Below are 26600 nucleotides of genomic sequence, written 5' to 3' on the forward strand. Positions count from 1 at the left end.
TGCTAGATTAAAAACAGGCACAGCAATCAGAGAATTATAGGTTTTGCTTTCGGCGCCTTCTGTATCGTTGAAGGTATAGGTTTTGCTGCTGACAGGTCCGACCAGACCATTGCTGTCCTTAATGTAGGCATACAGCGTGCCTTCCGCCCGGATCATCAGCGGATTTCCATTATAGAGTTTTGCTTCATAGTAAGGATCCACCCAGGAAGTGCGATCAATTTTGTAATAGATGGCGGCGCCGGCCGGGGCGTCGGCCGGCAGGGTCAGCAAGACCGTTTGTGCCGTTTTGTAATTGCCCGCCTCCACACTGATGAGCGGGGAGATATCCAGGCCTTTCGTCATACTGGGGTGACAGGTACTGTAGCCCGGCCAATCGATCCGCAGGTAATAGAAGCCGGCAGCCAAATAGATTACCTCATGGATTTCTGTATCTTCATAATAACGGGCAGCCATAATGTATTTGACTTGTTCACCGCTGGCGTTATAAATCCCCCAATGAATCGTCTGGCTATAACCTGTGCTGACCATGTCAAAAGAAAAAGCATAATTGCCGGCTCCGGTGGCGGTCGTGTCGATCACCCAATAATTGGTTCCGTCGGGGTCGAGTGTAACTTCCGAACGCACACTGGTCAGTTCATACTCATTGATCAGATAGAAAAGACTGAGTGGTTTACTGTAGCTGGTTATGGTCTCCCCGTCATAAGTAACCGCCGCCAGATGAAGCGTCGCCGTTTCACTGACCGTAATACCGGTATCGGCATGATAAAGCGCTGCCGCGGCATCTTCCCAAGGCTTGGCGCTGCTGCTGGAATAAATCACCTGCGTGCCGGAGGGAACATTGATAAATACGGTTTGCGCTGTGGCATAACTTCCACTGACAGGAGAACCGGTTGCTAAAGTGGGTGAAGCGAGCGCCGGGGTGAAGCTGATCTTACAGCTGGCAGGCTGGATTTCCATGAAACCGCCGGCTTCCGGTCCCCAGAGCATTTGATTTCCCACAGCAAGATAATAGGTACCGCTGCTCAAAGCAGCAAAAACAAGCGGAGTATCCCCCGTATTCTCTGTCAGCAGCTGTTTTGTACCGTCATAGAGTGCCAGATAACTGATTGCATCCTGACTGTATCCGAAAAAAGGCTCGCCGGCGGCATTGCGAATGGCATAATTCCGGTTCTCGATTCCTGCCGGAAGCGTAAAACTGAACCATATTTTTGTTGGCTGTACGCTATACTCACCGACACAATAAGCATAATCCGTCTGAATATTAGCGATCACAGCCGGTGATTCATCAGTAGCGGAACCTTCTGCCAAAACATTGGGCTCTGTTGTCAGCAATTGGAACTGCAGCTGCCAATCCATCGCCGGAATAGCCTGATTGTTTGCCGTACCATAGGAATCCGAAGAGCGTAGCCTTAAGATGTAAGTTCCACTGCTGACTCGTGCGTAGAGCTTCCCATAAACCGATACTTGGTCGGGGACTAATTGCGGAGAGCTGTCATATACTTCCATTGAATTTAAATAAAGTGAATTATAAGTGCCATTGCCTCCGGTGATGGTCAATTGCTTGTCAGCGATCCCGTCCGGGATCGTGAAACTAAACCATAGCTCGGTTGGCTGTGTGGTATCGGTTCCGACTGTGAACTGGAAGGTTTTGCTAAGATCGGCGATAGTCAGCGGACTGGCTTCGGTAGCCATCCCTGCCGTCAGCACAGTGCCGCCGGGAGTGGGCGGTGGTGTAGTTTCCTGAAGAGTCATCCTGTTTTCCGTTAAAATCACCGGTTCCGTATCGGCTTCGTTCTCCGTCGGTGTGCCTGCTGGGGAGGACTGGAGTGAGTTTACTGTGTCGTAGGAGGTGACTGCCGTCGGTGTGCCCGCCGGAGAAGAATCCGTCAACGCAACTGTCGCATCAGGCGCAGCCGCGTCCTTTTGTACAGACTCCTCCTGTGCGGGTGCCGCCGTCTCCTGCGCCATGACCAACATGCCGGGAGTCAACCCCGTTAATTGCGCCAGCACCAGGAGCAGTGCCAATATTTTTCGAAAGCCAAGTCTCTTGTTTATTTTCATAAAAGCACCTCCCTTCTTTTGCTTGCTGAAGAATAGACCGAAGCCTTTTTTCCCTGTTCGCATCCCAATCATTTCCTTTTTCATAAAAATGCTTTAGCAGCAGAAAGTATTGGATTCATTGTCCGGTGAGCCGTTTATTATCGTAAACGAAAAATCTGTATACTAACTATTCAGACAACTTAAAGTCATAAATCGTGACAATCATTGCGAATAATATTACATATCTATGTATAAGACTCCTTCTTCCAAACTGCCGATATCAAGAAAAATTTTAGCGGCTCCGGTCTGTTGACCGGCTGGTGCAAAAAAAAAACAATCAATGCCGTGAGCTGAACGCATCGCATTGATTGTTACAAATAGAACCTGGTTTGGTCTGGATCAGCAAGCGGTCTGTTGCTATTCCGAAGCGAAATTCGTAAAATATCCCTGGATCAATACTACCGGGGTCCCTCTGTCACCGCTGCCGCTGATCAGATCGCAGAGGCTGCCCAGCAAATCGGTCAGACGCCGGGGAGTCGTGCCCTGAGACGTCATCTGACCTTTCAGACTGACGTCTTTTTGCTTGATTCGCTGCTTCATCGCTTCCGCCAGCGCACTTCCGGAAAGATGACTGAATTCATTATCGGCGAAATATTTCATCTTCAGCTCGTTGGGCGTACCATTCAGGCGGCTGGTAAAAGCAGGTGAAATAACCGGGTCAGCCAATTCCCAGATCCCTCCTACCGGGTCTTTGAAACCGCCGTCACCGTAGACCAGCACTTCGATTTGTTTCCCGAACGTTCTTGCCAGCGCATTCTGTAAGTCGCTGACAAAAAGATCGGTATCTTTGGGAAAAAGTTTTACTTTGTCTTCCGTTGCCTTATTGGAGCCCAATAAACCATAATTGGGATTATAACCGCTGCCGTTGACGCTTGTTGTTAAAATCTCATCCAGGCGATAAGAACGTTCCGCGCCGGCTGCTTTCAGCAGCTTTTGCGTCCGAAACCGGCTGTGAATATCGCAGTTCAGCACATTCCCGGTAAACTTGAGAATATATCTTGGATCATTGGAAAACACAATTTCAATCTTTTCACTGATGCTCTTATAATATTCAATGTAATCGATGCCGGTGAAAGGATGCACCGTATTTTTAAATAAAGCACGGAATTCCGTTTCCGTAAAATTGCCGGTGAAGGGATCGATTCCCTTCTCATCCAGCTCATCCAAAGTAATCAAACGATTGCCGACTTCATCGTTGGGATAGGAAAGCTGGACAGTTAGTTTCTCACAGGACATTGCGATTGCTTTCAAAAGAATAGCAAATCGATTGCGTGAAAGAATGGGAAACACGATCCCCATTGCTTTGCCGCCCAGTTTCTGGCGAATATCCGCCGCAATCTGCTCACAGGAGGCGTAATTGCCTTGTGTTCTTGCTACAACCGCTTCCGTAACGCCAAGGATATCCCCATCGTGCAAGCTGAAATTTTCTTCTTCTGCGGCCTTGCCAATACTATCACAAATCATCCCGATCAGAGGGTCTCCGGACTGGAAGACCGGTGTAATGATCCCCCGCGCTGTGACGCCTGTATATCGCATCGTGATCGAACCCTTTCTTTTTTTGTTTCGCCACCCTACCGAGTCGCTTTGCAGTGCTTTTTCACCACCACAGTTGTTTTATTATATCATAAATCCGGTCCGCACAGAAGCGTTTCTTTTACCGGCCGATAAATTTGCCGCCAGGAGAATAATGATAATTTTCGCTGTTTATCCTTCCATTGTGCAGGTAGCCGGAAATCATGCACTGCAGCCCACGATTGTTGCGACTCTGTCCACAAAATTCCGTTTCCGGCAAAACTGGTCTCCGGATAGGAGTAAACAGCCAGTTTCACTAGGAAATGGCCAGATACCGTCTTATTTCCGCCTTGCTATCCCCTTCTCTTTGCGTTATAATATATAAGTAATGGTCCTGGTGTCTCAAAAAAAAGCGAGCAGCGGCTGACAAAAACCTGCCGGTCTTATCCGCGAGCGTATTTTATTTACACCCAGGCAGATGGAACCGATCGATAAAGGAGAGTGGTAGCCCGTATGGGTAGTGACAGTTGGTATTACTACTTGCTGCTGTTTTTTTTAATTCTGGGTGGCGGCTATTTCGCCGGTTCAGAAATGTCTTTTGCCTCTCTCAATAAAATCCGCATGAAAAACAATGCGGAAAACGGAGATCCGCGGGCAAAAAAGGCCATGTATATTCTGAACAACTTTGACAAGTCCCTCACTACCCTGCTGATTGGCAACAACCTGATGCATATCGGTTGCGCCAGCTTGGCAACTCTGATTGCCACAAAAACCTGGGGAGAAGGATCCGTCGCTGCCAGCACGCTGATTGTCACGGTCGTTGTTTTTTTTATCAGTGAAATGCTGCCGAAAACCCTTGCCAAAGCGCAGAGCGAGTCTTTTGCCCTCAACGTATCGGATTCTCTTTATTTGCTGGTTAAAGTGCTGACTCCGATTGCCTTTTTCTTCACCGCCATCAGCACTGCTGTTTCCAAACTTTTTCATCATGACGAAGAACCAACGGTAACAGAAGACGAACTTTACGATATTATCGAAACCATCAAAGAAGAAGGCAGCCTGGAACAAAATAAGAGTGAGCTGATTCACTCCGCTTTGGAATTTGCCGATGTGACAGCGCAGGATGCTTTGACTTCCCGTGTGGATGTGGTTGCGCTGGATGTAGAGACAAGTTGTGCCGAAATTTTAAAAATCATCAAAGAAGTAAAATTTTCACGGCTGCCTGTTTATGAAGGTCAGATCGATCATATCATCGGCATTTTACAAATCAGGAAATTTTTAAAACTCTATATGAAGCAGGGTGATAGCATCAACCTGCGCTCCATTTTAGATGCTCCCTATTTCGTTCCCAAAACAACTAAAATAGATGATCTTCTGCAGGAGATGAGCCGCCGAAAACTGCATATGGCCATCGTCAGTGATGACTATGGCGGTACTTTGGGGATTATGACCGTAGAAGATATTTTAGAAGAATTGGTCGGTGAAATCTGGGATGAAGACGATGAGGTTTTAGAAGATTTTAAGCCGCTGGGTGGGAATCGTTTTGAAGCAAGCGCCAATTTCGATGTGGATGATGCCTTTGAACTGATGCATTTCAACAATTACGATAAAGAAGAGCTTTGGCATAAGACACTCGGTTCCTGGGTATTGGAAAACTTGAATTACGTACCTCAGGAAGGCGACAGCTTTGAATATCACGGTGTGACTGTTACAGTCACGAAAATTGATCACAAGCGCATCATTAAATTATTGCTGAAGATCAACGACCAGCCGGCTGCAGCGCGTGTGAACGCTTCAACCTAAAACTCAAATCTCTCGTCTCTGATCATCTAAACCTTAAGAGGAGTGAATTTTCCTATGGACGACAGTCCGTATGGCCTTTATTTACTGATAATCGTGCTGATTTGCTTTTCGGCTTTCTTTTCCGGATCAGAAATAGCCTTCGCTTCCGCCAATAAAATGCGAATGAAAAAAGCCGCGGAAAGCGGCAATAAAAAGGCAAAATTAGCTTACTATATATACGAACGCTACGATAAAGCGCTGACCACCATCCTGATTGGCAACAATCTGGTGAACATGGCATCCTCAGCGATTGCAACCGTGATCGCAATCAAGCTGATGGGCGAATCCGGCGCAGCCATCGCAACGGTTGCGATGACGGTTATCATCCTGATTTTTGGTGAAATCATACCAAAAATTTTAGCCAAAGACCACTGCGATGCTTTCACTCTAACCGTTGCCCCTTTTCTGCGCTTTCTGATGCTGATTACAGCGCCGCTTGTCTTTGTTGTCATGAAATTGCTGGATGTCATGAATCGGACCTGGGCGAATCAGAAAAAAGAACCTTCCGTTACGGAAGAAGATCTTGTTTCTATTATTGAGACCGTTGAAGACGAAGGGGTCATCGATGAAGAACGCAGCGATTTACTGCAGTCCGCCATCGAATTCTCCGAAATTTCCGCACAGGAAATTATCACGCCCCGTGTTGATATGCTGGCGATTGATATCGATGATGATTTGGATTCCATCATTGAATTGGCCAATCACTCCAGATACTCGCGCATCCCGGTTTTTGAAGGCAGCATCGATAATATCATCGGCATTCTTTATCTGAACCACTTTTTTAAGCAGGTGGTCGACACCAAAGAGTTTTCCTTACGTGATCTGCTGATGGATGTCTGTTTTATTCATAAATCCATGAAATTGCCTGCTGTTTTAGCCGAATTGAAACGACGCAAGATGCATATGGCGATTGTAACCGATGAATACGGCGGCACGCTGGGCGTGGTCACCATGGAAGATGTTTTGGAACAGCTGGTGGGTGAAATCTGGGACGAATCGGACGAAATTGTGCAAGAATTCACCGATGTCGGAGAAAATATTCACGAAGTCGATGCCGACATCAGCATCTATGATTTTCTGGAATATTTTGACCTGGATGACCGTGATTTTGAGAGCGATTATACCACAGTCGGCGGCTGGGCGATTGAAATGCTCAACGGTTTTCCCAATCCGGGCGATTCGTTTACATACAAAAATCTGACGGTCACTGTGGATAAAATACAGGAGCACCGCATCATTCAGGTTTTGGTCAAAGTTGATCCGCCGCAGAAAAAAAGAGAATATTAGAGTATAAGCCGGCAGCACAAAAAAAACGCTGCCGGCTTGTTTGCTCGTTGGCGGACTGATCATCATCAGCTGACGGTTGTCTTTGCTTTTTTCTGTGTTCGCTTGTAAACCGCCCATAAAACACCGGTCAGCAGCAGCAACAGCAGGGTGAGCATAATTTTTTGCGAGGAGATCTTTTCACTGACGACCCAGCCTTTTCTCACAACGTTCATTTGATCGGCATGGATATCAAAATCCCCGCCGTGTTCTGTGCATGCCCTGGAAAATCTGCCGCTAATTTTGACCTGATCTCCCCGGTGACCATAGTCCCCGTAATAGAGCAATTGTTCCGTATCGCTGCGTTTCAGCCAGACACCAATTGCGCCGGTCTGATCATTGAGATTAATCCAGGCAAATTCTCCTCTCTCCAATGCTTCGCCGATTACTTCGCCTTCAATCGTCACGATTTTATTTTCATAATTTGCAGTATCTTCAATCAATTGACTGATGGTGACGGTGGAAGCAGCATAGCAGGTTGAGGCAGTCATCACCAGAAAAAGAAAGAGAACACCCAGGAAAATTACGCTTTTCTTGCCTTTGCGCATAGCTTTTTCATACCCCCGATGAAATATCCAATCATGCCAAAAACAGACAAAAATTCCAGTCTGCCCAGATACATCGCCAGAATATAATAGATTTTCATCAAAACAGGCATACCGGGTGCCGTAATCCCGATGGTCAGGCCTACATTACCGGTTACGGAAGCAGCTTCGAAGGCGGAATCCGCCAAAGGATAACCATAACAGGTACCCAAAGCGGTGCCAATGGTGAATAATCCGATATAGCACAGAATAATCAAAGCGGAAGCTTTCACCACCCTGTCCTCCAGAACATAGTCCTTAATATGATGGAATTTATAGATTCGAATGTTTCGTTCCGGTGCCAGCATTTTGCGAATATCCGCAAAAAAACCCTTGATTACCACGCCAACCCGCAGCCCTTTGAAACCACCGGCCGTCGAACAGGACGAACCGCCGATCAACATTACGATGACCATAATCAGGATACCGAAATCTCCCCATTCCAAAGCAAATTGTCTGGCGTAGACGTTGCTTAAGCCGGTTGTGGTCTGAGCCGATAAAATACTGTAAACAACCCGTCGGAACATCGAGACCGCATCCGTATAAACATTGAACTTCGCTAAGCCGATTACCGCGGCAAGCGAGGCAAAAAAAGCTACCATTAAAAAAACCTGTGTTTCGATATTTCTGATCAATTCCTTTTTGTTACCTTGCCAGACTGCATAATGCAGGCCGAAATTGAAGGAACCCAGGATAAAAAAGCAGATCGTAAGCGTTTCGTAAGACAAACTGTGGTAGTACATAATATTCTGTGAATTCGGCGCAAATCCACCGGTACTCCAGGAAGAGGCAAAGATAAAAAGCCCGTGAAAAAAGGCGGAGACCGGCTGCAAGCCGATCAGCATGCCATCGATCCATAACAACAAGGTTCCGATGGCAAGATAGACCAGGCTGATTTTCCAGATAATTCTCGCAGTACCTTTGACATTGGGAACCAATTCAATGTCTTTTGCTTCTCCCACATAAAACTTATAAGCTCCGCCGGTCTCTTTGACCAAAAATGAAAGCGCCAGCACCACAATGCCCTGTCCGCCCGCAAAGGTTAACAGGTGGCGCCAGAGATTCAACCCTAAAGACAGATGATCCAAATCCTGTATCAATAATAAACCGGAGGTGGTCAGCCCGCTCATGACATCAAAACAGGCATCCAGGAAAGAGCCGGTATGACCGCTCAAAAAATAGGGTATGGCGCCTGACACCATGGCGATCAGCCAGGACAATGAAGCCACGACAAAGCCATGCTTCCACTGCACATACAGCTTTTTTTCACGGGCCTCCCGGCCAATCAGCACAAGCGACAAGCCGATACTGATTGTAATGGCAATGCTGATCAGAAAATCGAGCACGGGGTTCAGTTCGTGAAAAAGGAAAGCCACCGAAAGCGGAATTAACATTAACAACGCAAAACCAATTGTGATATAACCGCTATAATAGCAGATGATTTTGCCATCCGGATACTTAACGTTAGAATGGACCATGATCTTACCTCATTACGATTGCTAGGGAAAGAAATAAAAATGCAGTGAATCCACCCACAAATAACAATTCAAATGCCAACCCAATAAAATCCTTTTTCATCTCATGCATTGGATGAGCTCCTGTTCCAAATCATTTTTTTAGTTCCGCTAAGCTTGCTTTATTGGCAATGATCAGGATATTATCCGATTCTAAAATGCGTGTATTGCCTCTGGGATAGATGACCTTTTCCTCCCGCAGGATTGAAATCAAAACACACTCGTCGGGTAAGACTAAGTCCTTGACCAATTGATCGCACCAGCTGTTGCTTTTCTCGATTTTAATCTCAGCCAGAATCATGGTACCCCGCTCCAAAACGTGTACGATTTTGAAATTGCCTTTATCAAACTCGTATTCAATTAAATTGGCGATGACTTCTGTGCTGCAGACTGTTTTATCCGCTCCCAACGCTTTAAACATCGGAATATTTTTGGGATTATTGACTCTTGTGATCGCTTCAGCAATCTGAAAACTGCTTTTGGCTATTTTACAGATGACTAAATTGACCTCATCCGTACCTGTTACGGCTGCAATCACTTCTGCTTGCTCAATTCCGGCATCTTTTAAGACATCAAGATCTGTGCCGTCTCCGCAGATAACAGAAATATCGACATCCTCGGCGATGGTACGGCAAACATCTTGATTTTTCTCGATCAATGTCACATCGTATTTTCTTTCTTTCAACGTCTTAACCAAATAATAGCCTACTTTGCCGCCGCCAATTACAATTGATTTCATGGATGACGCTCCTTTAAAGTGCTGCCAGCAAACGTTCCCGATCTTTTTTTCTGATCGTGCAGATAATCCTTTGCCCGTGTTCTGCGAACTCAGTTTTTTCTGGCAGAAGAATTGTGTTTCCCTCCCCGATTGCAGAAACGATACAGTGGTACTCTTCTTCAATTTCGCGCACGGCGATCCGTTTGGTGTGCCTGACGGCCGCATCGATGATTTCATATTCCGCATTTAAATCAAACAAAGAGGCTCCCCGCTGTAAGGCTAGCTTAACTTCCAGAATATCCAGTTCCAATTGGATCGGGTTGATGGTTTCGATCTGCAGATTATCATAAATGTATTTTCTGTTTGGATTCACAATCCGGGCAATGATTCTGGGAACCCGATAAACCTCTTTCGCGATCAGAGATACCGTAATATTGATGTTTTCATCTGCTGTTACGGCTAACAGGATGTCTGCCTCGTGAATGCCAGCTTCTGTTAAAATTTCATAATCATATTCGATTCCTTTAATTTTTACGCCATTGAACCCGCTGCCCAGTACATTCAGCCGCTCACTGGCTCGATCAACCACAGAAACATTATGCCCAACATCGGACAGATTATTGGCTAAAATACTGCCCAGCAAATCACAGCCAACAATGATAATGTTCATACGGATCCTCCTTTTGCTGACGGCAACGCCGCACCGGTCAAAATTTTAATTATCTCTGCTTCCTGATCAGCAGAGGCAATCAGTAGCAGAATATCACCTGCCAAAATCCGCGCATCGCCCCGGGGAATGAAATTTTCTTCCGCTCGAAGAATGCAGCTGATCATCACTTCTTTTGGCAGACTGATTTCCCATAACCTCTTACCGGTAATCGGTGAATCAGGCAGAACATTTACCTTCACTAGATTGATCCGGCCGTCAATAACCGGTATCAGTGTCGCACTATCGTTGATTGCCACTTGTTGTATGATCCGGTCCGTCACTGCGCCATCGGAACAAATCACTGAATCGATACCTGTTTTCGTAAAAAAGCTGATTTGGTTTTGGTCATGGACGATAGCTGCCGTATTTTTGACATGAAATACTCTCTTGCACAATTCACAAATGACAAGATTATCCTCATCCTTGGGGGTGAGAGCAATCGCCAAATCCGCGTCAGCAACATTTGCCTGCTGCAGAATGCAGGGTTTTGTGCCGTCCCCATTCACAACGAGCAGATGATCAATTTCGGTAAGCTTTAGGCAATCCTGATAACTGAGATTGACCGCTGTGACAGAATAACCTTTTCCGAGGAGAAAATGAGCAAGAAACTGTGCCTTACGCAATCCGCCAATTAAGAATGCCCTTTTCATTCAATTACCCGCTCCTTTTCAGGATCATCCAACAAGCGAATCAGTGCCGCGGCTGTCAATGCGCCGGGAGCTATGGTTTTGATTCCGAATTCCTGATAAACCTCAGCAAACTCCAATTCGTTTAGTTTCGCAATCACTTGTTCTATGCGGAAAATTTCTTTTGCCATCTGAGCAATCATTAAATTCGCCGTATCACTGTCGGTGGAAGCCAAAACAAAAGTGGCTTGTTCCATTCCGATCTCACGCAGTAGATCGAGGTCGGTGCCATCGCCAACCGCCGTTGCTCCGCTATAGGTCGGCGCTAATTTCAGCAACGATCTTGCTTCCCGATCCAAAACCAAAACTCTTCTTCCCCTTTCTGCTAAAGCGTTGGCAAAGCAGGCTCCCAGACAACCGCAGCCGACGATAATCGTGAAATCTTGTTTGGTTATTTTTACTCCCTGGTTTCTCAATCCGGTTCACCTTGCCTTTTTAAAACATGGCCAATACCATGCTCATCATATTCAATTTTGTAAGGATCTCTGGTTTCTGCTGCCATACAATCCCCTTCATCAATCAGATAAGGTCCGCGCAGAATCAAACTGCTGTAATGCTCTAAATTCAGCCTAGCCGGCAGATAGGTAGGGTCGAGCGCCCAGGCCGCCCGGAAATGCTTCATCGCTGCGGGATGGTTATTCTGATATTCCAATAGCACTCCCATCAGGTTATGCGGAACGGGAGAATGCGGATATTCTGCCATGGCGGAACGAAGCAGGCGTTCGCAGGCTGTATAATTCAGCCTTTCGCTCAAATCACGAAAGGAATCACACAGAACTTTCCGATTCCGCCTTTCTTCATCCTCATACTCGTTTTCCATTTTTCTTGCCTCCAAATATCTTATCTCAGAAAAAGCGCTTACATACGCCGTTTGCGGCTTTCCGATACGCTTGTTTGTTAACATAATAGTAACAAATTTGCTGTGAGAATGGTGTGAGAGTGGTGTTTTTATTGTGAGGATGCTGTGGGAATTTGGCTTTGTACAGAACAAAACCGCTTTGAATTTGCACTCAAAGCGGTTTTCCGTTGATTCTCATTCAGACACCAGCCTGTAACCGACACCGACTTCTGTCATAATATAGCGTGGTTTGGCCGGATCGGTTTCGATTTTTCTTCTCAACCCCGCCATCAGCGTTCTTAAAGCCTGCGTATCGCTGCCATATTCTGGTCCCCAAATTTCCTTGATAATAAAACCGGTCGTTAAGACTTTTCCGGCGTTTTTAAAGAATAATGCTAAAAGATTATATTCCATTGGGGTGGTATGCATCTCAATTTCCTTTAAAAATACCAAATGTTTGTCCAATTCGATGCGCAAGTCGCCAATTTGATAACAGTTGCGCGGTTGGTTCTTATTTTGCTGATATAAATGACGCAAAGCGACCCGAATACGAGCCAAGAGTTCGGTTGCAGAAAAAGGTTTTGTTAAATAATCATCCGCCCCCAGATCAAGTGCGGCGGCTTTTTCTTTATCCTGATCCCGCGCTGAGATCACAATAATCGGTATTTCAGACCATTCACGTAATTTTTTTATCACCTCCATGCCGTCAAAGTCAGGCAAACCAAGGTCGAGCAGCATCAAGTCTACCGGTTCGGAAATGAGAATACTCAAGGCTCCCTGCGCGGTGTGTTCACTGAAATAGTGATAACCTTCACTGTGCAGCGCATAGCAGATAAAATTGCGGATCTGGGTGTCGTCTTCCACTACAAGAATTCTTGCTCCTAAATCATCCATCTTGATTGACCTCCAGCGGTAAAGAAAAAATAAATTCCGCTCCGATTCCGTCAGAACGGTTATGAACTTCAATCGTTCCTCCATGTGCTTTGACAATCGCATCGCAAATGGAGAGACCTAAGCCAATTCCATGCTGCCCATCCGCCTGTTTTGTTTGTGAAATGTAAAACATCTGAAAAACATAAGGCAAATCGCTGGGCGCAATCCCTTCGCCGCGGTCCGCCACGGAAAATACTGCTTCTTTAGCGGCGCTATTCTGAAAAACCGTGATCTGGATTTCGTTCCCTTTTGCCGTGTGTTTTACGGCATTATCCAATAAATTGATCAAAACCTGTTCGATTAATTTCGCATCCATGGGAACAAGTAAAAGTTCCTCCGGAATTTTTACGGTTATTTCATATTCCGGAGCATGCTGCTTAATATGCTGTACCGCTGCTCCTATCACTTCCTCGACAGCCTCAAGCTGTTTTTTCAGAATCAATTTGCCTTCCTGTAAACGAGTAAGGCTCAGGATGTTTTCCACCAAAGAATACAGCCAATCCGCATCATTATAAATCACTTTCGCCAAATTATGCCGGGGATCGTTTGCGTTCGACATATCCATCAACATTTCGGCGGTACCCATGATCCCCGAAAGCGGAGTGCGTAAATCATGAGAAATCGCTCTCAGCAAATTGCCGCGGTAGCGTTCCTGGACCGTCTCTTCTCTGTATTTCTGCTTCTGCTGCGCCGAACGATACCGATCCATAGCCAAAGCGATACTTTCTGTCATGGAGCGAAGTAAGCGTGTCTGCGCTTCCGTCAGATCTGTCGCCCGTTTTTCAGGAATACGGATCAAACCAAGTACAGTATCCCGGCCAAAGATCAACCAATCATGAAATTCCTTACCGCTGACATTATCTGTCTGCAGCCCTTCGATTCGGTGCCTCAAATCTTCCGGGTCGGCAACCTCGCGGTCGATATGTTCGTCTTGAGAAATCTGCTGTACGAATTTCTTCTCCGGCAGACCATTTTCATCAAAGCACAGACAACCTGCCTGACACTGCATGACATCGCTGATGATTTTCACGGCGATTTCAGCAATCTCATGCATATTTTCCGCATCCGTCAAATGGTCTGTGAGCAGGTAAAGCGCTTTTGTTTCTGCTTCTTTTTCGTTTGCTTTGATTGCGCTTTGCTTTACATGAGATGTCAAGGCACTGGTAATTATTGCCGTGATAATAAAAACAGTAAAAGTAATCAGGTAGTTCGGATCGTAAACGGCTAAGGTAAAATAAGGGGCCGTGAAGAAATAATTGAAAGCAAAGGTTGCGATGATTGCCGCCAAAATACCAGAGGCATAACCGCTGGTTTGACGTGCTGTCAATAAAACCGCCAGCAGATAAACCATAATGATATTCGTTTCCGAAAAATGGATATAGCGAAACAAATAACCGACCAGGGAAGCCAGGGTCAGATAGGCACCAATATAAAGCACATTGCTGAAATCTTGATAATTTTTCTGCTGCGCAGCCATACAATCGCCCTCATCCTGCCATAAGAATCACCGCTGGAAAAAACCGGACTTTCTGTCCGCCGTTTATTTTCTGGATTAACCTGATTATATTCTCATATCGGCGCAGCGTCAATTGGTATTTCCTCTTTGCTGCCATTGCGCGCAATCACGTTTGGGGCAAGCGATTCCTGCTTGAGACAATCCACTGATTCAGATCAGGAGAGCGGCAAAATAGTCGGCTGATGTGCCTTCCGGGCACGGCATGCACTTGCTTTGCTGAAAATTGGCTCAGAAACAATGCCCCTTCAGCTGTAAGATAGCGGAAAAAATTATTTCAATGTCAATATCAATGTCTTTCTCAGTATAAATGGGAAAAAATTAGTAAACAGCTCAGTAATCAATACTTAAGAATTTTTTAATTTTATGAAAATTGATTTATCTTGTAGCATTCTATAAAAATAAAATTAAGAGCAACGCTTAATATTTATTAAATATTTGTATTTTATAATAATCAGCATTCTTCATTTTATTCTGTATAAATATTTTCGTGTTGAACGCTGTTGTTTTCCGGTTCAATTGACATTTAATTGAAGTATTGCTATACTGCGTATTAATAGGAGGTGACGAATCTATGAAAATAATATGAACGCACTTCACGATCGGCTCTGCCTGATAAAATCGGCAAATTCGAGGCCGGAACGCGGTTTCTATCCTTATTTTTAGAAAGTAGGTGAATCATAAGTGGCTGCTTTAAAAACCTCAATCAAAGCAATTTTCGGTTCATGGCTGAACACTGATCCTTCCAACAACTTAGGCCTGACAACTTTCATTTTTTTTATTGTTTTTTCCGTCTTACTCGCAATCATGATCAGGAAAGCCCAAAGTAATGAAGCGATGCCGAAATTGCGTCGGGTAGCCGGTCTGGATGCTATCGACGAAGCAATCGGCCGGGCCACGGAAATGGGTAAACCGGTACTCTATAACCTGGGTATGAATAGTTTCTCCGCTCCTACCTTTGCCTCTCTTGCTGTATTGGGGTATGTTGCCAAACGGATCGTACGCTATGACACACGAATCATTACGGTCATGCGCTATGCGGTCGTCTTGCCGGTGGCGGAAGAAGTTGTTCGGCAAGCTTATATCGAAGGTGGTAAGCCGGATATGTTTCGGCAGGACGATGTGCGTTTCTTATCCGAAGAGCAATTTGCTTATGCTACCGGTACTGTTGGTATTATTCAGCGGGATCTGGTTGCTGCCAATATCATGGTCGGAAACTTTCTGGCGGAATCTCTCATTTTTGCCGAAGCCGGTACGCAAATTGGGGCGATCCAAATAGCCGCCACCAGCAACAACGTACAGACTCCTTTCTTTATTGCGGCCTGCGATTATACTCTGCTTGCGGAGGAACTCTATGTAGCCAGCGCCTATCTATCCCAGGACCGCGTGAAAACCGCAACTTTACTGGTGCAGGATTATATCAAGCGCGGATTGGTGATCATTATCATACTTGGTATTCTGTTCTCCAGCTTTGGCAGCAGGCTGATCAACGATCTGCTTACATTATATTGAGGAGGGATGATAAATGCATAAAGCATTACCAGTCGCGATTACTTTTATAACCGGCGCAATTATGATTCTGCAGTCCTACCTCAATATTGAATTTTTATATAATTTTGTGCAGAATTATCTGACGCGCGCCGTCACTGTTTCCACAGCCTGGGCCATCGGTTTAGGTGCTTTGAATATTATACGGATTCACGGTCGCCGTATTCGAGTAAAACGGGCAAATTACGGTTACAGTATCATAATGCTCGTCACATTTTTTATTTTTCTCTTTGTCGGCCTCTTTATGGCCAAACACAACTCCAGTAACTTATATTTATTCCTCTACAATAACATTCTGCAGAACTTGAGTGCAACCATGTATTCCGTTTTGGCCTTCTATATTGGTTCTGCTGCTTACCGGTCATTCCGTGTTCGCAGTTTAGATTCCACTTTGCTCTTGCTCACTTCAGTCGTCGTAATGCTTGGAGCCGTCCCCGTCGGTGAAGCAATTTGGTCTGGTTTTCCTGATTTATCCAGTTGGATTGGCTCAATCATCAATACATCCGTATTGCGCGCGATGTCAATTGGTCTGACTCTTGGCGCCTTGACTCAGAGTATGCGCACATTAATCGGTATCGAACGCGGCCATTTAGGCAATGAGTAAGGGGGTATCGTTATGGAAAACTTCATTCGAAAAATGAACAATTTGGATCGCCGCATTATTTATCTGATTCTGTTTTTGGCGATGGCGATACCGATGTTTTTTACCTTAGGTTTACCAATCAATATTAACACTTATACTCAGGATGCATTTGATATCGTAGATCAATTGCCCGAAGGTTCTGTTGTTTGGTATGGCTGTGAATATTCAGCTTCGCAAATGTCCGAATTAAAACCAATGCTGACTACGCTTGTCAGTATGTCTCTGGACAGAGGTCATCATATCTATATTGCTTCTTCCTGGGCGGATGGCTGTACGCTCGCTTCTCTTTGGCTGAAAGACGTGTTTGCCGAAAAAGGCGCCGTTTCCGGTGAGGATTACGTGATCTTTGGTTATCGACCCAGTTTCAACTCCACGATGGAAAAAGTCCGTTCCAGTATCATTGATGCGATGTCCGATCGGGATCAGGAAGGTAATGTTTTATCGGAAATGCCTATTATGAAATTCTTTAAAAAAGCGAGTGACATCGATCTTGTGGTTGCTTTCGACTGCGGCAGTCCCGGAACCGACGACTATATTGCTGTCTGGCGCGCTCAGGGTGAAGTAAACACAATCATCGCTTGTGTTACCGGCGTCGAACAGCCGAACCAATTAGTCAAATATGACGCAGATCTTTTGCAAGGCGTAGTAGCCGGTATGAGCGGAGCAGCCCAGGTGGAAACGCTTGCCGGCCTGCCAGGTACCGCTACCAAAGGTATGGATTCCCAGGGTCTGGCGCATTTAACAATCATTCTGCTGATGCTCGTCGGAAATATCGCCTATATTATTGGTAAACGCAAAGGTTACAAAATTTAGGAGGTGAGATTATGACCGTCTCCAATGAAATTATCAACTCGTTGAAGCCTTTTGGTACATTTTTAGGAGCAATGCTGACTTTAGGAATTTTGAGTATCTTGTATAAAGAGAATCCTGTGTATCGAATATGCGAACACATCTTTGTAGGCGCTGCCTCGGCGCATGGCATAGTGACTACTTTTGCCAATACGATCAAACCCGGCATCCAAGTCAACATGATTCAAAAAGGTCAATGGTGGGAATTGCTGGCAATTGCAATCGGTCTGATGATCTACTTCCAGCCTATTAAAAAATTAACTTGGATTTCCCGCATCCCGATGGCGTTATGGCTGGGCTATAATGCGGGCTATGCACTGACAATTCGTACGGCGATGCCTCTATTCTCAAACATTACCAGTTCCTTTAAGGATATCTGGGTCATTGAGCAGGGCGGGTTTAATTTCCTGTCTTCCTTGAATAATCTCATTTTCATTGTCGCTCTGATCTTGACCATGGTCTATTTTTTCTTTAGTGTTGAGATGAAGGGACCAATGGTCAAAGCAAGTCAACTGGCCCGTGCTTTTATGATGATCGCTTTCGGATATTCCTTTGGCTCTACCTTAATGAGCCGTGTTTCTCTCTTCTTGGGTCGGCTGCAGTTCTTATTTTCCGATTGGCTGGGTTTGCTGTAACGGCAAGCCGCGGCCAGGCACAAACAGTCTGAATCAAAAGAGCACCGATGGCAAATGAACTGTCTGCCATCGGTGCTCTTTTATTTTGTCTAGCGAAGCTCATTCACTTTGAATTGGAACAGCTCCGGACGGTTGTAATGTCCGGTCGGGTCCCAGTCGAATTTAGACTGGCTGATTTGATCCAGATCAACTTCAGCGGTAAGAATGCCGGCCCGATCAAATAAAGGTCCCGCCACATACTCACCGTAAGGGTTGATGATGCAGCTGCCGCCCCGGCACATCACTTCCGGTTGGCTTGCGAGATCCTTGTAATATTTCAGATCGGTGGGATACATCGATTTTTCCACATATTGATTGCCGGCAATCACAAAACATCTGCCTTCGAAGGCGATATGCCGCAAGGTCGCCTGATAGACTTCTCTTTGGTCGGCAGTTGGCACGATATAAAGGTTGACACCTTTCAGATACATGGCCATTCTGGCCAAAGGCATATAATTCTCCCAGCAGATCAGAGAACCCATTTTACCGTAGGGTGTCTCGATTACCGTCATGGTTGATCCGTCATCCTCACCCCAAATGACCCGTTCCCCGGCCGTCGGTTTCAACTTTCTGTGCCGGCCTAAATAACCCTCGGGACCAAAGAATAAATTACTGCAATAAAGCGTGCCATCCAGCCCGTTGCCATTCTTTTCGGTCACGCCGATGGAGAGATAAACCTGCAGTTCTTTGGCAAGTTCAGCCAATCTGTCTACATCCGGGCCGGGTACCGCTACTGCATTCTCATAGTATCTCTGGAAGTCTTCTCTGGCTTCGCTGGTCCGACTGCCGATCACCATACCGAAGCTCAGTCCTCTCGGATAGCAGGGAATGAAACTTTCCGGAAAAACAACCAGTTTCGCTCCGCCGGCGGCAGCCTCACGGCTGAGCTGAATTGTCTTTTCCATTGTCTTTGCCAGGCAAAACAGCACCGGCGCTTCCTGAATCACTGCTATTTTCAATCTTCTTTCCATCTTTCACAGCCTCCCTTTCTTTGATACAGTCCCTAACAGCCAAGAATTAATTCTTTACCGCAACTCAACGCAGCGACAGCAGCAAGAAAACACCGCAGGCTGGTTCATTCGAGCTGCCTGTTTTGCAGACCGTTCTCCGGTCTGACTTAGAATTGGTTGCTTGTTCCCTTTTTCATCATCCGATAACGCCAGGCAGCAAGGCATGCGGCAAATACCCAACTTGCCATTTCCACCACCGCGATCACATCGAAACCCAAACGATCCACCAACAGATAGGAGAGCCCCACCCGCATAAACAAAGCTGCAATGGCGCAAGAAGAAACAAAAATCACATCCTTACAGACCTGCAGATAAGCCAGCAATACTTCTTTAATCCTTCTTCCGCTCGCTGACGGTCGGCGGCACCTAAGCTTTGGCCGGTAAAATTGTCACAGCCGCAGCAATATTGGTTGCCGGCAGGACAATCAGTGTGTCGATTTTATAAGCAGTCGTGACCGCGGTGACCGCATCATAACCCAATCCGTTGCGGACATTCTGCAGCAGCAGGCTGCCGCCGGAGGAAAGAAAAGAAAGCAGAACACGCGGCAGGCTGAGCCTTAGGCCTTCCCGGAAAAATCAGCAAATCAATCGCAGCGCGGGAGGGTTGAAATAGAAAGTCCCGCAGCATTTTACGCGTCGCCAGAAGTAAAAGGAAGGCGGAAAGCATCTGTGACAATACAGTTGCCCGGGCCGAACCGGCGATTGCCGCCTGAAATCCCAGCACAAAAATCAGATTCAGGCTGATATTAACGATACTGGTAATGATTAAGGCAGAGAGCGGCGTTTTGCTGTCTCCGAACTATAGCACAGTCACAGTGACTTATCAAGATTTTAGCGCCAAGACAAAAAGGCATACGATCAATGGCTTTGATTGCCGGATTTTTTCTCTTTATCGGCAGAAAATCATTGGATCCAGGCAAAAAAGAGAGGAAGCCAGGCCGCCAGCATAGAAATACAGTCAGAAGCTGACACTTGAATCTGATTCTTCAGTCCGGGCTAAAGCCGGATTCCGATGTATCTCTTTTTTTCCGATTTTGACAACGTCCCGATCAGCTAAAAGCAAAGAAGGATCCTGCATTGGGATTTTTTCACCGTTCAATTGAACAGCCCAGCCGCAGCAGACGCATGAAGTCGCTCTTGCTTAGCACAAAACCGATAGCGATCAGCTGCAAGATGAGATCCGGCAGGTTTGCCCGCTTGGCTGTCAGGCTGAATTTCCGCATAGGGATTTCCTTTTTCGTGAAAGCAGTATCATCCTGGCGCTTTGCGTTTGCCATCCCCTGGCGTTTTTTAGCTATCCAAGCGAAGACTTTTACCAATGATAATGCACCCAGAAGGAGGAACAGACAATGAACGATTCCGCTATGGAAACACTCTTATGCCAAAATATTCCTGATATGATCGAATTCATCCAAAAGTCCGTCCAAATCAAAAGCTATTCCGATCAGGAAGCTGAGTTTGCTCATTTCCTGCTGCGGCAGATGGAGAGGCTTGGATATGAAGAAGTATTGATTGACGCGGTCGGCAATGTGGTGGGACGCATCGGCAGCGGTCAGAAAATCATCCATTTTGATTCTCATTTGGATACCGTGCAAGTCATGGATGCCGAACAATGGCAGGTCGCTCCCTTCAGCGGTAAAATCGTCGACGGCCGGCTCTATGGCCGCGGTTCCGTCGACATGAAATCCGCTCTGGGCGCTTCTGTCTACGCGGCAGCTTTCGCCAAACAATTGGGATACCTGGAAAATAAGACGGTCTATGTCACCGGCAGTATCTGTGAAGAATACTGCGACGGGGAGAATCTGAAACACTTCTATCAGCAATTCGGGCTGAAACCGGATTATGTCATTATCTGCGAACCTTCGAATAACCTGATTTGTCTGGGCCATAAAGGGAAAGCGCAGCTGCGCATCACAACCCACGGCGTCTCTGCCCATGGGTCAGCGCCGGAAAAAGGCATCAACGCGGTTTATGAAATGGCAGAAATCATTCAGCGCGTCGAAGCGCTGAATCAAAAATTGTCGGCTGTGCCTGCGCCGCACGGTACGATCGTTTTATCCGATATCTCCTGCGTCAGCGCCTCGCTCAATGCTGTCCCCAGCGAATGCAGTATTTACCTGGATCGCCGTCTGCCCTGGGGAGAAACCTTAGATCAGGTGGAAGCGGAAATGCGGCAGCTGATCAGCGGAAAAAATGCCTCCTGGCAAGTCGGCACGCTCCGTCACACCACCTGGACAGGTGCCAAGCTGGTCTATCAGCCCATGCATAACCCCTGGCGAATTGATACAGCTCACGAACTGACACGCGTTTGCCGGCAAGCTTATCAATCGGTCTTCGGCAGTCTGCCAACTCAGTATGAGTACTGGGATTTCGGTACCAATGCCATCACACCGGTTGGCATGGGCATTCCAACCATCGGCTTTGGTCCCGGCGATTATAAACTAGCGCACATGCGAGATGAAAACTGTGAGATCAGTCAAATCAACGACGCCTGCAGGATGTATCTGCAGATCATCAAAAAGCTCTGATATCGTCTGTCCTAGATATAACAAACGGGACGACGGCCTCTCGCTTCGAGACAGTTGTCCTGTTTGCTTGTTAGCGTGATTACTCTGCTTGACGATTACTCTGTTGAGCAAAAAAGCCTCTCTCGATCAATTCATGCTGCCAAAAACCGAGGAATGCACAAGCTTCTGCAACCTGAGCGGCATCATTCCGGCAATTTTCCAGTATCGTCAGGCTCAGCGTCTCACCGGAACTCCAATTCAGGCAAATTGCCAGCTGCACAATCAAATAACGGTTTTTGCCGGCTTCGGAAGATAACTTGGCAGCAAGCTGCTCGCCAAGCGATGCTCCTTCCAACTCCAACTTGAGAGTGCCGCCATTTTTATATCGCAAAACCGCAGAGCAGACCAGATCAGACAAGACACCCTGATCAATATCGAGCTCCTGCGGTTTGCCGAAACCTTTATTGACAACGAGTTTTAATTTTGAATCGTCCGGTTTAAAATAGACCGCATACTTATCCTGACCAAATTCATTCTTCTGGAAAGCAAGCGCCGGCAGCGGCAGAAAACCTTCGCTCTGCATCTTGCGAACGAAATTCCGGCGATATTCTTCCGATATTTTCCGATCCGCTTTGCGCTGCCGGGCTTCCCAGGTCGCCAGGAAAAGGCCAAAATATAAGATGCCGCCGCCCATCAGAAAACCCATCAGACAAGTCAGATCAAAGCCGCTGTTGATAACCGCAAAAATATCCATCACACAAATAAATGCGCCAAAAAATGCGATCAAAAGTCCTGGTATCGTTCTGCTCAAACCGTGTTCCTCCCAGCCATATTGTTTCCCTCACCTTTCGGCATGAATCCCGACACATCCTCCCCCTCAAAAGCTGAGCCAGCAAAAATCGTCAGCCTGTGGCAGCGGTTCTGCTTGTTTATGGTTTTTGCGGTAAGCCAATTGCAGCCATCAGCGGCAGAGTTTGCGCAAAATGATACCGATGTCTGTATGATCAAACCAAACCGGCTCTTAGTGGAAAAGATTAGCTTGTGATAAGTTGTATGGCGGCTTTCCGGAATAATCACCTTGAAACCTTGTTCAAAAGCGTTTTGCAGGTTGCATCAATACCGTATTCCATCTGCCTGCCGGCCGGTAAAATGGTGCGAATCTTTCGATAGTGCCATAACCACGAAAGAAACACTCACCGGATCCGGCACCGCCGTCAGGACGATTGCCGATCTGTCGCAAATGACAATCAAAACAAATATCGACGAAAACGACATCTCCGGGGTCAGCGTGGGCATGCCGGTGCGTGTTTCTTTCGAGCAAACGGAGGGTCCGGTTTATCCGGATGCACAATGTGCTCGGCTATGATGTCAGTGATATCGGCCCCAGGAAGATGGCGGGCAGGTTGTTTTCCTGCTTGCCAAATAGTTTTTGATTGGAAAAGAAGCTGCAGCAATTTCTCGTTTTGCTGCAGCCCCTTTATTTTAAGCCTTTTTCTGTTTTAATTTGGTGATTTCTGTTTCGACTTCTTTTGCACCTTCAGCATAGAATTTCTCTTCGTCGGGAGCCAATTCTTTCAGCAGTCTGAGGAATTCGCCTGCATGGACTTTCTCTTCATCGGCAACATCTTTTAGCACTTCGATGGCCAGTTCATTGTCGGTGGATTCTGCCAATTGCAGATAGAGCTGAATCGCCTCATACTCTGACGCAACCACGAAGCGTACTGCCCGAATCAATTCTTCTTTGCTGAGCATTTGTTTCCTGGCGAGACCGGAAAACGGTTGACCAAAATCAGGCACTGGAAAACACCTCCTCTTTTAATGGACAAGACCAAACCGGTATTGAACTCAATGGGAACAGATGCTTACTACTTTCTTTCAAGATCGTTGCAAATCTCTCCGGATCTTTCCCAGCATCTATGTTTATTATAAATTAATTACAGCTTATGTCAAGATTTTTTTATTCTTCCGCCGGCAGGCAGCCTTTTTTTTGACACTCGGCACAATAACCATAAATATCCAATTTATGACCGGTGATCACGAAATTCGTTTCTTCTGCCAGAAGCTCTTCATAACGCTGCAAGGGACAATCCTCAATTGCCAAGACTTTTTTGCAGCCAAGACAAACGAGGTAATGCCGATGCACCAGCCGATTGATCTCATATAAAGTGCTGTTTTCTCCTGTCATTGCCAATTTATTGACCAATTCTTTTTCACACAAATAAGCAAAATTACGGTAAATCGTTGATAAATTGGCGGGAATGTTTTTTTCCTTCAACTCAATATAAACTTGTTCGGCAGTGATTGGCCGCTCACTTTTTTTCAGTATTTCAAGAATCGCCGCGCGCTGCTTCGTGCTTTTCAGTCCGCTTTTTTTTAATTCCTCGTTGTAATCCTTATTTTGCATTTGCTCTCCCTTTGTCGCTGCGATGGATTTACTGCACCGCCATGCGGCGGCGCTGCCATCTCTCGCGGGCAGACCGGATCATATAGACCAGAAAATAACAGGAAACCGACAGGATCACAATCACCGCGCCGGAAGCAATATTCCACTGATACGATAAATATAAACCGGCAAGACAAAAGACCGTGCCAAGCAAAACCGCATACAGCATACGCTGATGCAGCTGTTGAGTCAGCAATCCTGCCGTTGCCGCAGGTGCCGTCAGCAAGGCCAGCACAAGAATAATGCCGACCACCCGAATCAGCACGACCACGCTCAGGGCAACCAGGATCAGCAGCAAATATTCCAGCCAGGTTGTCTTTACTCCAAGGATGGAAGCAAATTGTTCATCAAACAAATAAGCTTTCCAGTGATGATAGAACAGCATTACAATCAGCGTAACCAAAGCGGCAGCGACAGCGGTTAAGCGTAAATCCGACTTGGTGACGGAGAGGATATTCCCGAACAAATAGGAGTTGAGATCCGGCGGATAACCGGGCATCAGGGCAATAAACAAGATCCCGAGCGCCATACCCAGCGACCAAAACAAGCCGATGATGATGTCGGCACGCGCTCCGCCTTTTCGATTGATATAACCGATGCCAAAAGCAGCACAAACGGCAAAGAAAAAGGCGCCAAGAATCGGTTCAAATCCCAGCAGATAACCCAAACCCACCCCACCGTAAGCCGTATGGGCAATGCCACCGCTCATCATCACCAGTTTTTTCTCCACAATGATCACACCAATGATTCCGCATACGATACTGGCCAGAATGCCAGCCATTGCGGCATTCTGCATAAATTGATAGTGTAAAATTGCATTAATCATTTTTGAAACCCTCTTGATGCTCTTTCAGCATCCGGTGCGGTACGCCATGCGCAATCAAATCCACCGGGCAGCCATACATGGTATTGACCACCCCTTCGGTCAATTCCGGCTCGCCGTGATAAACCAAACGATTATTCAGACAAGCCAGCCGATGCACCTGCGAAGAAACCGCGAGCAGATCATGCGTCACCAAAATAATCGTCATATTTCGATTTAAATCGGCCAGCAAGCTGTAAATCTGACTGCTGGAATTCGTATCCACGCTGGCAGTCGGTTCATCCAGCAGCAAAAGCTTCGGTTTGACCGCCAGCGCCCGCGCAATCAGCATCTTTTGAAATTCGCCGCCGGATAATTCCGTGATCTGGCGATTTGCCAGTTCGTAAATACCGACTTTCTCTAAAAGTGCCTCCACTTCCATTTTATCCTGCTTACTGTACCGGAAAAAAGGCTTCAATTCGGCTTTCAGCTTGCCGAATAAAACCACCTCGCGCAGCGTGATGGGAAATAATTTATCGATCGCAGAAAATTGCGGCACAAAACTGACCAATGATCTGTTCTGTGCTATTTTTTTGCCATAAATTGTTATTTCACCGCTGGTGATGGGAATCAAGCCGAGTATTGCTCTCAAAAGCGTCGATTTTCCGCCGCCGTTCGGTCCGATGATGCCGAGATATTCCCCCTCTTCCACATCCAGGTTAATCTCGGTGACCGCCGGTGTTTCCCCGTAATAGACCGTTAAATTCTCGATATGAACTGCTGTGCTCAATTGGTAACCCCCGCAATCGCTTCCGCCATACTCTCGAGATTTTTCAGATAATCGGCCGCCAAAGGCGCCAGTTTCCTCGTCGTACCGCCAATTTCCTCGGCAAACGCTTCGGATTGCCGACTGTCAATCTCTTCCTGATAGAAAATAACTTTGATTTTTTCCCGCTTTGCAAGATCCACCATTTCCTGCAGATGCTTCGCCGTGGCTTCTTTGCCTTCTTCTTCCAGAGCATACATGGTGAGACCATAATCTTCTGCAAGATAGCCAAAAGCAGGATGGTAAACGATGAATTTCTTCGCTTGCATCTTTTCCACCGCAGCGCTGATTTTCTGATCCAATGCCTGCAATTCCCTGATATAGCTTTGCGCATTGCTTTGGTAAACAGCTTGATGCGCCGGATCAAGCCCGCTGACTTCCCGCGCAATTGTTTCAATCATGATCACAACCCGGCGGGGGGACAACCAGATATGCGGGTCACGTTCACCCGTGGCAAACATCCGATCGGGATAAACTGCGGCTGCTGCTGTCGCCAAAGCAACCACTTTGAGGTCTTGTGCATTGGGTAAAATACTTGCCGCTTCGGTCGGCACACCAATCGAAAAATAAAGACTGGCTTGACTGAATTCCTGCATTTGCTGCGGAGTGGGTTCATAAGTTTCCGGACTGCTGCCGGGTGGGATCATCGTAATGATATCCACAAAATCGCCGCAAACCGCCTTGACAAACGTTTGCTCCGGCACAATACTGACCGCGACTTTCAATTTACCGTCAACAACCTTTGTTGGTTTTGGCATCGTGTTGCATCCTGCCAACACCAGAAAAAGCATGATGACTAGACCGCTCAGCCTTGCTTTGCTTTTGAAACAATGATTCATTTTTCTTTCTCTCCCCCGGAACAATTCTAAACGCAAACGCGTCTCATTTGCATTTATTAATTATACTACACAGTTGAAAAAAAGGCAAGCTGTACCAGGTACGAAAAAGTCAATGGAAAATTGCTGAAAAACAAAAAGCAGACGCCGGCTGCCGGTTTTTTTAAAACCGGCAGCCGGCGTGACCGAAAAA

Annotated in this window: 27 protein-coding genes; 7 read left to right on the forward strand and 20 right to left on the reverse strand. The window is 46.4% G+C overall.

The genetic code is table 11. The annotated features are described in order from the left end of the window. Nucleotides 1–2061 (reverse strand): hypothetical protein (locus tag LLG09_04115; GenBank protein ID MCE5196298.1); only part of this gene is annotated, 2061 nt, incomplete at its 3' end. 396 nt (nt 2062–2457) lie between these two features. Next, complete coding sequence (locus LLG09_04120; protein ID MCE5196299.1) at nt 2458–3636, reverse strand: coenzyme F420-0:L-glutamate ligase; 1179 nt, start codon at nt 3634–3636, stop codon at nt 2458–2460. A gap of 489 nt (nt 3637–4125) precedes the next feature. Here LLG09_04120 and LLG09_04125 point away from each other — a divergent pair, with 489 nt between their 5' ends. Further along, nucleotides 4126–5412: a hemolysin family protein gene (locus LLG09_04125; GenBank protein ID MCE5196300.1), complete on the forward strand. Its 1287-nt coding sequence runs from the start codon at nt 4126–4128 to the stop codon at nt 5410–5412. Nucleotides 5413–5466: 54 nt separating this feature from the next. Continuing rightward, nucleotides 5467–6738 (forward strand): hemolysin family protein, encoded by a 1272-nt coding sequence (locus LLG09_04130; GenBank protein ID MCE5196301.1) that lies wholly within the window; start codon nt 5467–5469, stop codon nt 6736–6738. 65 nt (nt 6739–6803) lie between these two features. Here the strand turns inward: LLG09_04130 and LLG09_04135 are convergent, their stop codons facing one another. From LLG09_04135 to LLG09_04175, 9 genes are all read right to left on the reverse strand, one after another. Beyond that, nucleotides 6804–7322, reverse strand: coding sequence for a hypothetical protein (locus LLG09_04135; GenBank protein ID MCE5196302.1), 519 nt, complete (start codon nt 7320–7322; stop codon nt 6804–6806). Next, on the reverse strand, nt 7298–8836 hold the full coding sequence (locus tag LLG09_04140) for a TrkH family potassium uptake protein (GenBank protein MCE5196303.1): 1539 nt from the start codon (nt 8834–8836) through the stop codon (nt 7298–7300). The genes LLG09_04135 and LLG09_04140 overlap by 25 nt, the downstream gene beginning before the upstream one ends. A 130-nt stretch (nt 8837–8966) precedes the next feature. Then, entirely contained in the window at nt 8967–9611 is a 645-nt protein-coding gene (locus LLG09_04145; GenBank protein ID MCE5196304.1) for a TrkA family potassium uptake protein, read from the reverse strand. A gap of 13 nt (nt 9612–9624) precedes the next feature. After that, nucleotides 9625–10260 carry an NAD-binding protein gene (locus tag LLG09_04150; GenBank protein ID MCE5196305.1) on the reverse strand — a complete coding sequence of 212 codons (636 nt, stop codon included), beginning with the start codon at nt 10258–10260 and terminating at the stop codon, nt 9625–9627. Beyond that, on the reverse strand, nt 10257–10949 hold the full coding sequence (locus tag LLG09_04155; protein ID MCE5196306.1) for an NAD-binding protein: 693 nt from the start codon (nt 10947–10949) through the stop codon (nt 10257–10259). The genes LLG09_04150 and LLG09_04155 overlap by 4 nt, the downstream gene beginning before the upstream one ends. Further along, entirely contained in the window at nt 10946–11401 is a 456-nt protein-coding gene (locus LLG09_04160; GenBank protein MCE5196307.1) for an NAD-binding protein, read from the reverse strand. The genes LLG09_04155 and LLG09_04160 overlap by 4 nt, the downstream gene beginning before the upstream one ends. Beyond that, nucleotides 11398–11805 (reverse strand): hypothetical protein, encoded by a 408-nt coding sequence (locus LLG09_04165; protein ID MCE5196308.1) that lies wholly within the window; start codon nt 11803–11805, stop codon nt 11398–11400. Before LLG09_04165 ends, LLG09_04160 begins: the two co-directional genes overlap by 4 nt. Nucleotides 11806–12018: 213 nt before the next feature. Beyond that, on the reverse strand, nt 12019–12717 hold the full coding sequence (locus LLG09_04170; GenBank protein ID MCE5196309.1) for a response regulator transcription factor: 699 nt from the start codon (nt 12715–12717) through the stop codon (nt 12019–12021). Beyond that, nucleotides 12710–14233, reverse strand: coding sequence for a DUF4118 domain-containing protein (locus tag LLG09_04175; protein MCE5196310.1), 1524 nt, complete (start codon nt 14231–14233; stop codon nt 12710–12712). Before LLG09_04175 ends, LLG09_04170 begins: the two co-directional genes overlap by 8 nt. Nucleotides 14234–14953: 720 nt before the next feature. On the opposite strand from LLG09_04175, the gene LLG09_04180 reads away from it, so the two are divergent. From LLG09_04180 to LLG09_04195, 4 genes are read left to right on the forward strand one after another with little or no spacing between them, the layout of a single operon-like run. Then, nucleotides 14954–15781 carry a hypothetical protein gene (locus tag LLG09_04180; protein MCE5196311.1) on the forward strand — a complete coding sequence of 276 codons (828 nt, stop codon included), beginning with the start codon at nt 14954–14956 and terminating at the stop codon, nt 15779–15781. Nucleotides 15782–15794: 13 nt separating this feature from the next. Continuing rightward, nucleotides 15795–16421 carry a hypothetical protein gene (locus LLG09_04185; protein MCE5196312.1) on the forward strand — a complete coding sequence of 209 codons (627 nt, stop codon included), beginning with the start codon at nt 15795–15797 and terminating at the stop codon, nt 16419–16421. A gap of 12 nt (nt 16422–16433) precedes the next feature. Beyond that, entirely contained in the window at nt 16434–17273 is an 840-nt protein-coding gene (locus LLG09_04190) for a hypothetical protein (GenBank protein ID MCE5196313.1), read from the forward strand. Nucleotides 17274–17284: 11 nt separating this feature from the next. Further along, nucleotides 17285–17944, forward strand: coding sequence for a hypothetical protein (locus LLG09_04195; protein ID MCE5196314.1), 660 nt, complete (start codon nt 17285–17287; stop codon nt 17942–17944). A gap of 89 nt (nt 17945–18033) precedes the next feature. Here the strand turns inward: LLG09_04195 and LLG09_04200 are convergent, their stop codons facing one another. The 3 genes from LLG09_04200 to LLG09_04210 all read right to left on the reverse strand — a co-directional run bounded on the left by LLG09_04200 (nt 18034) and on the right by LLG09_04210 (nt 19759). Further along, complete coding sequence (locus tag LLG09_04200) at nt 18034–18954, reverse strand: carbon-nitrogen hydrolase family protein (GenBank protein ID MCE5196315.1); 921 nt, start codon at nt 18952–18954, stop codon at nt 18034–18036. A 146-nt stretch (nt 18955–19100) separates the two neighbouring features. Further along, on the reverse strand, nt 19101–19316 hold the full coding sequence (locus LLG09_04205; GenBank protein ID MCE5196316.1) for a hypothetical protein: 216 nt from the start codon (nt 19314–19316) through the stop codon (nt 19101–19103). Nucleotides 19317–19462: 146 nt separating this feature from the next. Beyond that, on the reverse strand, nt 19463–19759 hold the full coding sequence (locus LLG09_04210) for a hypothetical protein (protein MCE5196317.1): 297 nt from the start codon (nt 19757–19759) through the stop codon (nt 19463–19465). 583 nt (nt 19760–20342) lie between these two features. Between LLG09_04210 and LLG09_04215 the strand changes: the two genes are divergently transcribed. Then, on the forward strand, nt 20343–21521 hold the full coding sequence (locus LLG09_04215; protein ID MCE5196318.1) for a YgeY family selenium metabolism-linked hydrolase: 1179 nt from the start codon (nt 20343–20345) through the stop codon (nt 21519–21521). Between the two features lie 79 nt (nt 21522–21600). Here LLG09_04215 and LLG09_04220 read toward each other — a convergent pair whose 3' ends face one another. From LLG09_04220 to LLG09_04245, 6 genes are all read right to left on the reverse strand, one after another. Beyond that, entirely contained in the window at nt 21601–22311 is a 711-nt protein-coding gene (locus LLG09_04220; GenBank protein MCE5196319.1) for a hypothetical protein, read from the reverse strand. A 671-nt stretch (nt 22312–22982) separates the two neighbouring features. Then, nucleotides 22983–23297 (reverse strand): rubrerythrin, encoded by a 315-nt coding sequence (locus tag LLG09_04225; GenBank protein MCE5196320.1) that lies wholly within the window; start codon nt 23295–23297, stop codon nt 22983–22985. A 160-nt stretch (nt 23298–23457) separates the two neighbouring features. Next, nucleotides 23458–23904 (reverse strand): transcriptional repressor, encoded by a 447-nt coding sequence (locus LLG09_04230; GenBank protein MCE5196321.1) that lies wholly within the window; start codon nt 23902–23904, stop codon nt 23458–23460. A 28-nt stretch (nt 23905–23932) separates the two neighbouring features. Continuing rightward, nucleotides 23933–24769 (reverse strand): metal ABC transporter permease, encoded by an 837-nt coding sequence (locus LLG09_04235; protein ID MCE5196322.1) that lies wholly within the window; start codon nt 24767–24769, stop codon nt 23933–23935. Then, nucleotides 24762–25535 (reverse strand): ABC transporter ATP-binding protein, encoded by a 774-nt coding sequence (locus tag LLG09_04240; GenBank protein ID MCE5196323.1) that lies wholly within the window; start codon nt 25533–25535, stop codon nt 24762–24764. The genes LLG09_04235 and LLG09_04240 overlap by 8 nt, the downstream gene beginning before the upstream one ends. Further along, complete coding sequence (locus tag LLG09_04245; protein ID MCE5196324.1) at nt 25532–26410, reverse strand: zinc ABC transporter substrate-binding protein; 879 nt, start codon at nt 26408–26410, stop codon at nt 25532–25534. The genes LLG09_04240 and LLG09_04245 overlap by 4 nt, the downstream gene beginning before the upstream one ends. Nucleotides 26411–26600: the final 190 nt, after the last annotated feature.

The organism is Negativicutes bacterium (assembly GCA_021372785.1).
Lineage (GTDB): Bacteria > Bacillota > JAAYKD01 > JAAYKD01 > JAAYKD01 > JAJFTT01.

Excerpts from the sequence above, each read along its gene's own strand:
- LLG09_04190 (MCE5196313.1), top strand. The coding sequence starts at position 16,434 with ATGGAAAACTTCATTCGAAAAATGAACAATTTGGATCGCCGCATTATT.
- LLG09_04215 (MCE5196318.1), top strand. The coding sequence starts at position 20,343 with ATGAACGATTCCGCTATGGAAACACTCTTATGCCAAAATATTCCTGAT.
- LLG09_04120 (MCE5196299.1), bottom strand. The coding sequence starts at position 3,636 with ATGCGATATACAGGCGTCACAGCGCGGGGGATCATTACACCGGTCTTC.
- LLG09_04170 (MCE5196309.1), bottom strand. The coding sequence starts at position 12,717 with ATGGATGATTTAGGAGCAAGAATTCTTGTAGTGGAAGACGACACCCAG.
- LLG09_04200 (MCE5196315.1), bottom strand. The coding sequence starts at position 18,954 with ATGGAAAGAAGATTGAAAATAGCAGTGATTCAGGAAGCGCCGGTGCTG.
- LLG09_04130 (MCE5196301.1), top strand. The coding sequence starts at position 5,467 with ATGGACGACAGTCCGTATGGCCTTTATTTACTGATAATCGTGCTGATT.
- LLG09_04125 (MCE5196300.1), top strand. The coding sequence starts at position 4,126 with ATGGGTAGTGACAGTTGGTATTACTACTTGCTGCTGTTTTTTTTAATT.
- LLG09_04195 (MCE5196314.1), top strand. The coding sequence starts at position 17,285 with ATGACCGTCTCCAATGAAATTATCAACTCGTTGAAGCCTTTTGGTACA.
- LLG09_04145 (MCE5196304.1), bottom strand. The coding sequence starts at position 9,611 with ATGAAATCAATTGTAATTGGCGGCGGCAAAGTAGGCTATTATTTGGTT.
- LLG09_04245 (MCE5196324.1), bottom strand. The coding sequence starts at position 26,410 with ATGAATCATTGTTTCAAAAGCAAAGCAAGGCTGAGCGGTCTAGTCATC.
- LLG09_04230 (MCE5196321.1), bottom strand. The coding sequence starts at position 23,904 with ATGCAAAATAAGGATTACAACGAGGAATTAAAAAAAAGCGGACTGAAA.
- LLG09_04155 (MCE5196306.1), bottom strand. The coding sequence starts at position 10,949 with ATGAAAAGGGCATTCTTAATTGGCGGATTGCGTAAGGCACAGTTTCTT.
- LLG09_04185 (MCE5196312.1), top strand. The coding sequence starts at position 15,795 with ATGCATAAAGCATTACCAGTCGCGATTACTTTTATAACCGGCGCAATT.
- LLG09_04135 (MCE5196302.1), bottom strand. The coding sequence starts at position 7,322 with ATGCGCAAAGGCAAGAAAAGCGTAATTTTCCTGGGTGTTCTCTTTCTT.
- LLG09_04165 (MCE5196308.1), bottom strand. The coding sequence starts at position 11,805 with ATGGAAAACGAGTATGAGGATGAAGAAAGGCGGAATCGGAAAGTTCTG.
- LLG09_04140 (MCE5196303.1), bottom strand. The coding sequence starts at position 8,836 with ATGGTCCATTCTAACGTTAAGTATCCGGATGGCAAAATCATCTGCTAT.
- LLG09_04175 (MCE5196310.1), bottom strand. The coding sequence starts at position 14,233 with ATGGCTGCGCAGCAGAAAAATTATCAAGATTTCAGCAATGTGCTTTAT.
- LLG09_04235 (MCE5196322.1), bottom strand. The coding sequence starts at position 24,769 with ATGATTAATGCAATTTTACACTATCAATTTATGCAGAATGCCGCAATG.
- LLG09_04150 (MCE5196305.1), bottom strand. The coding sequence starts at position 10,260 with ATGAACATTATCATTGTTGGCTGTGATTTGCTGGGCAGTATTTTAGCC.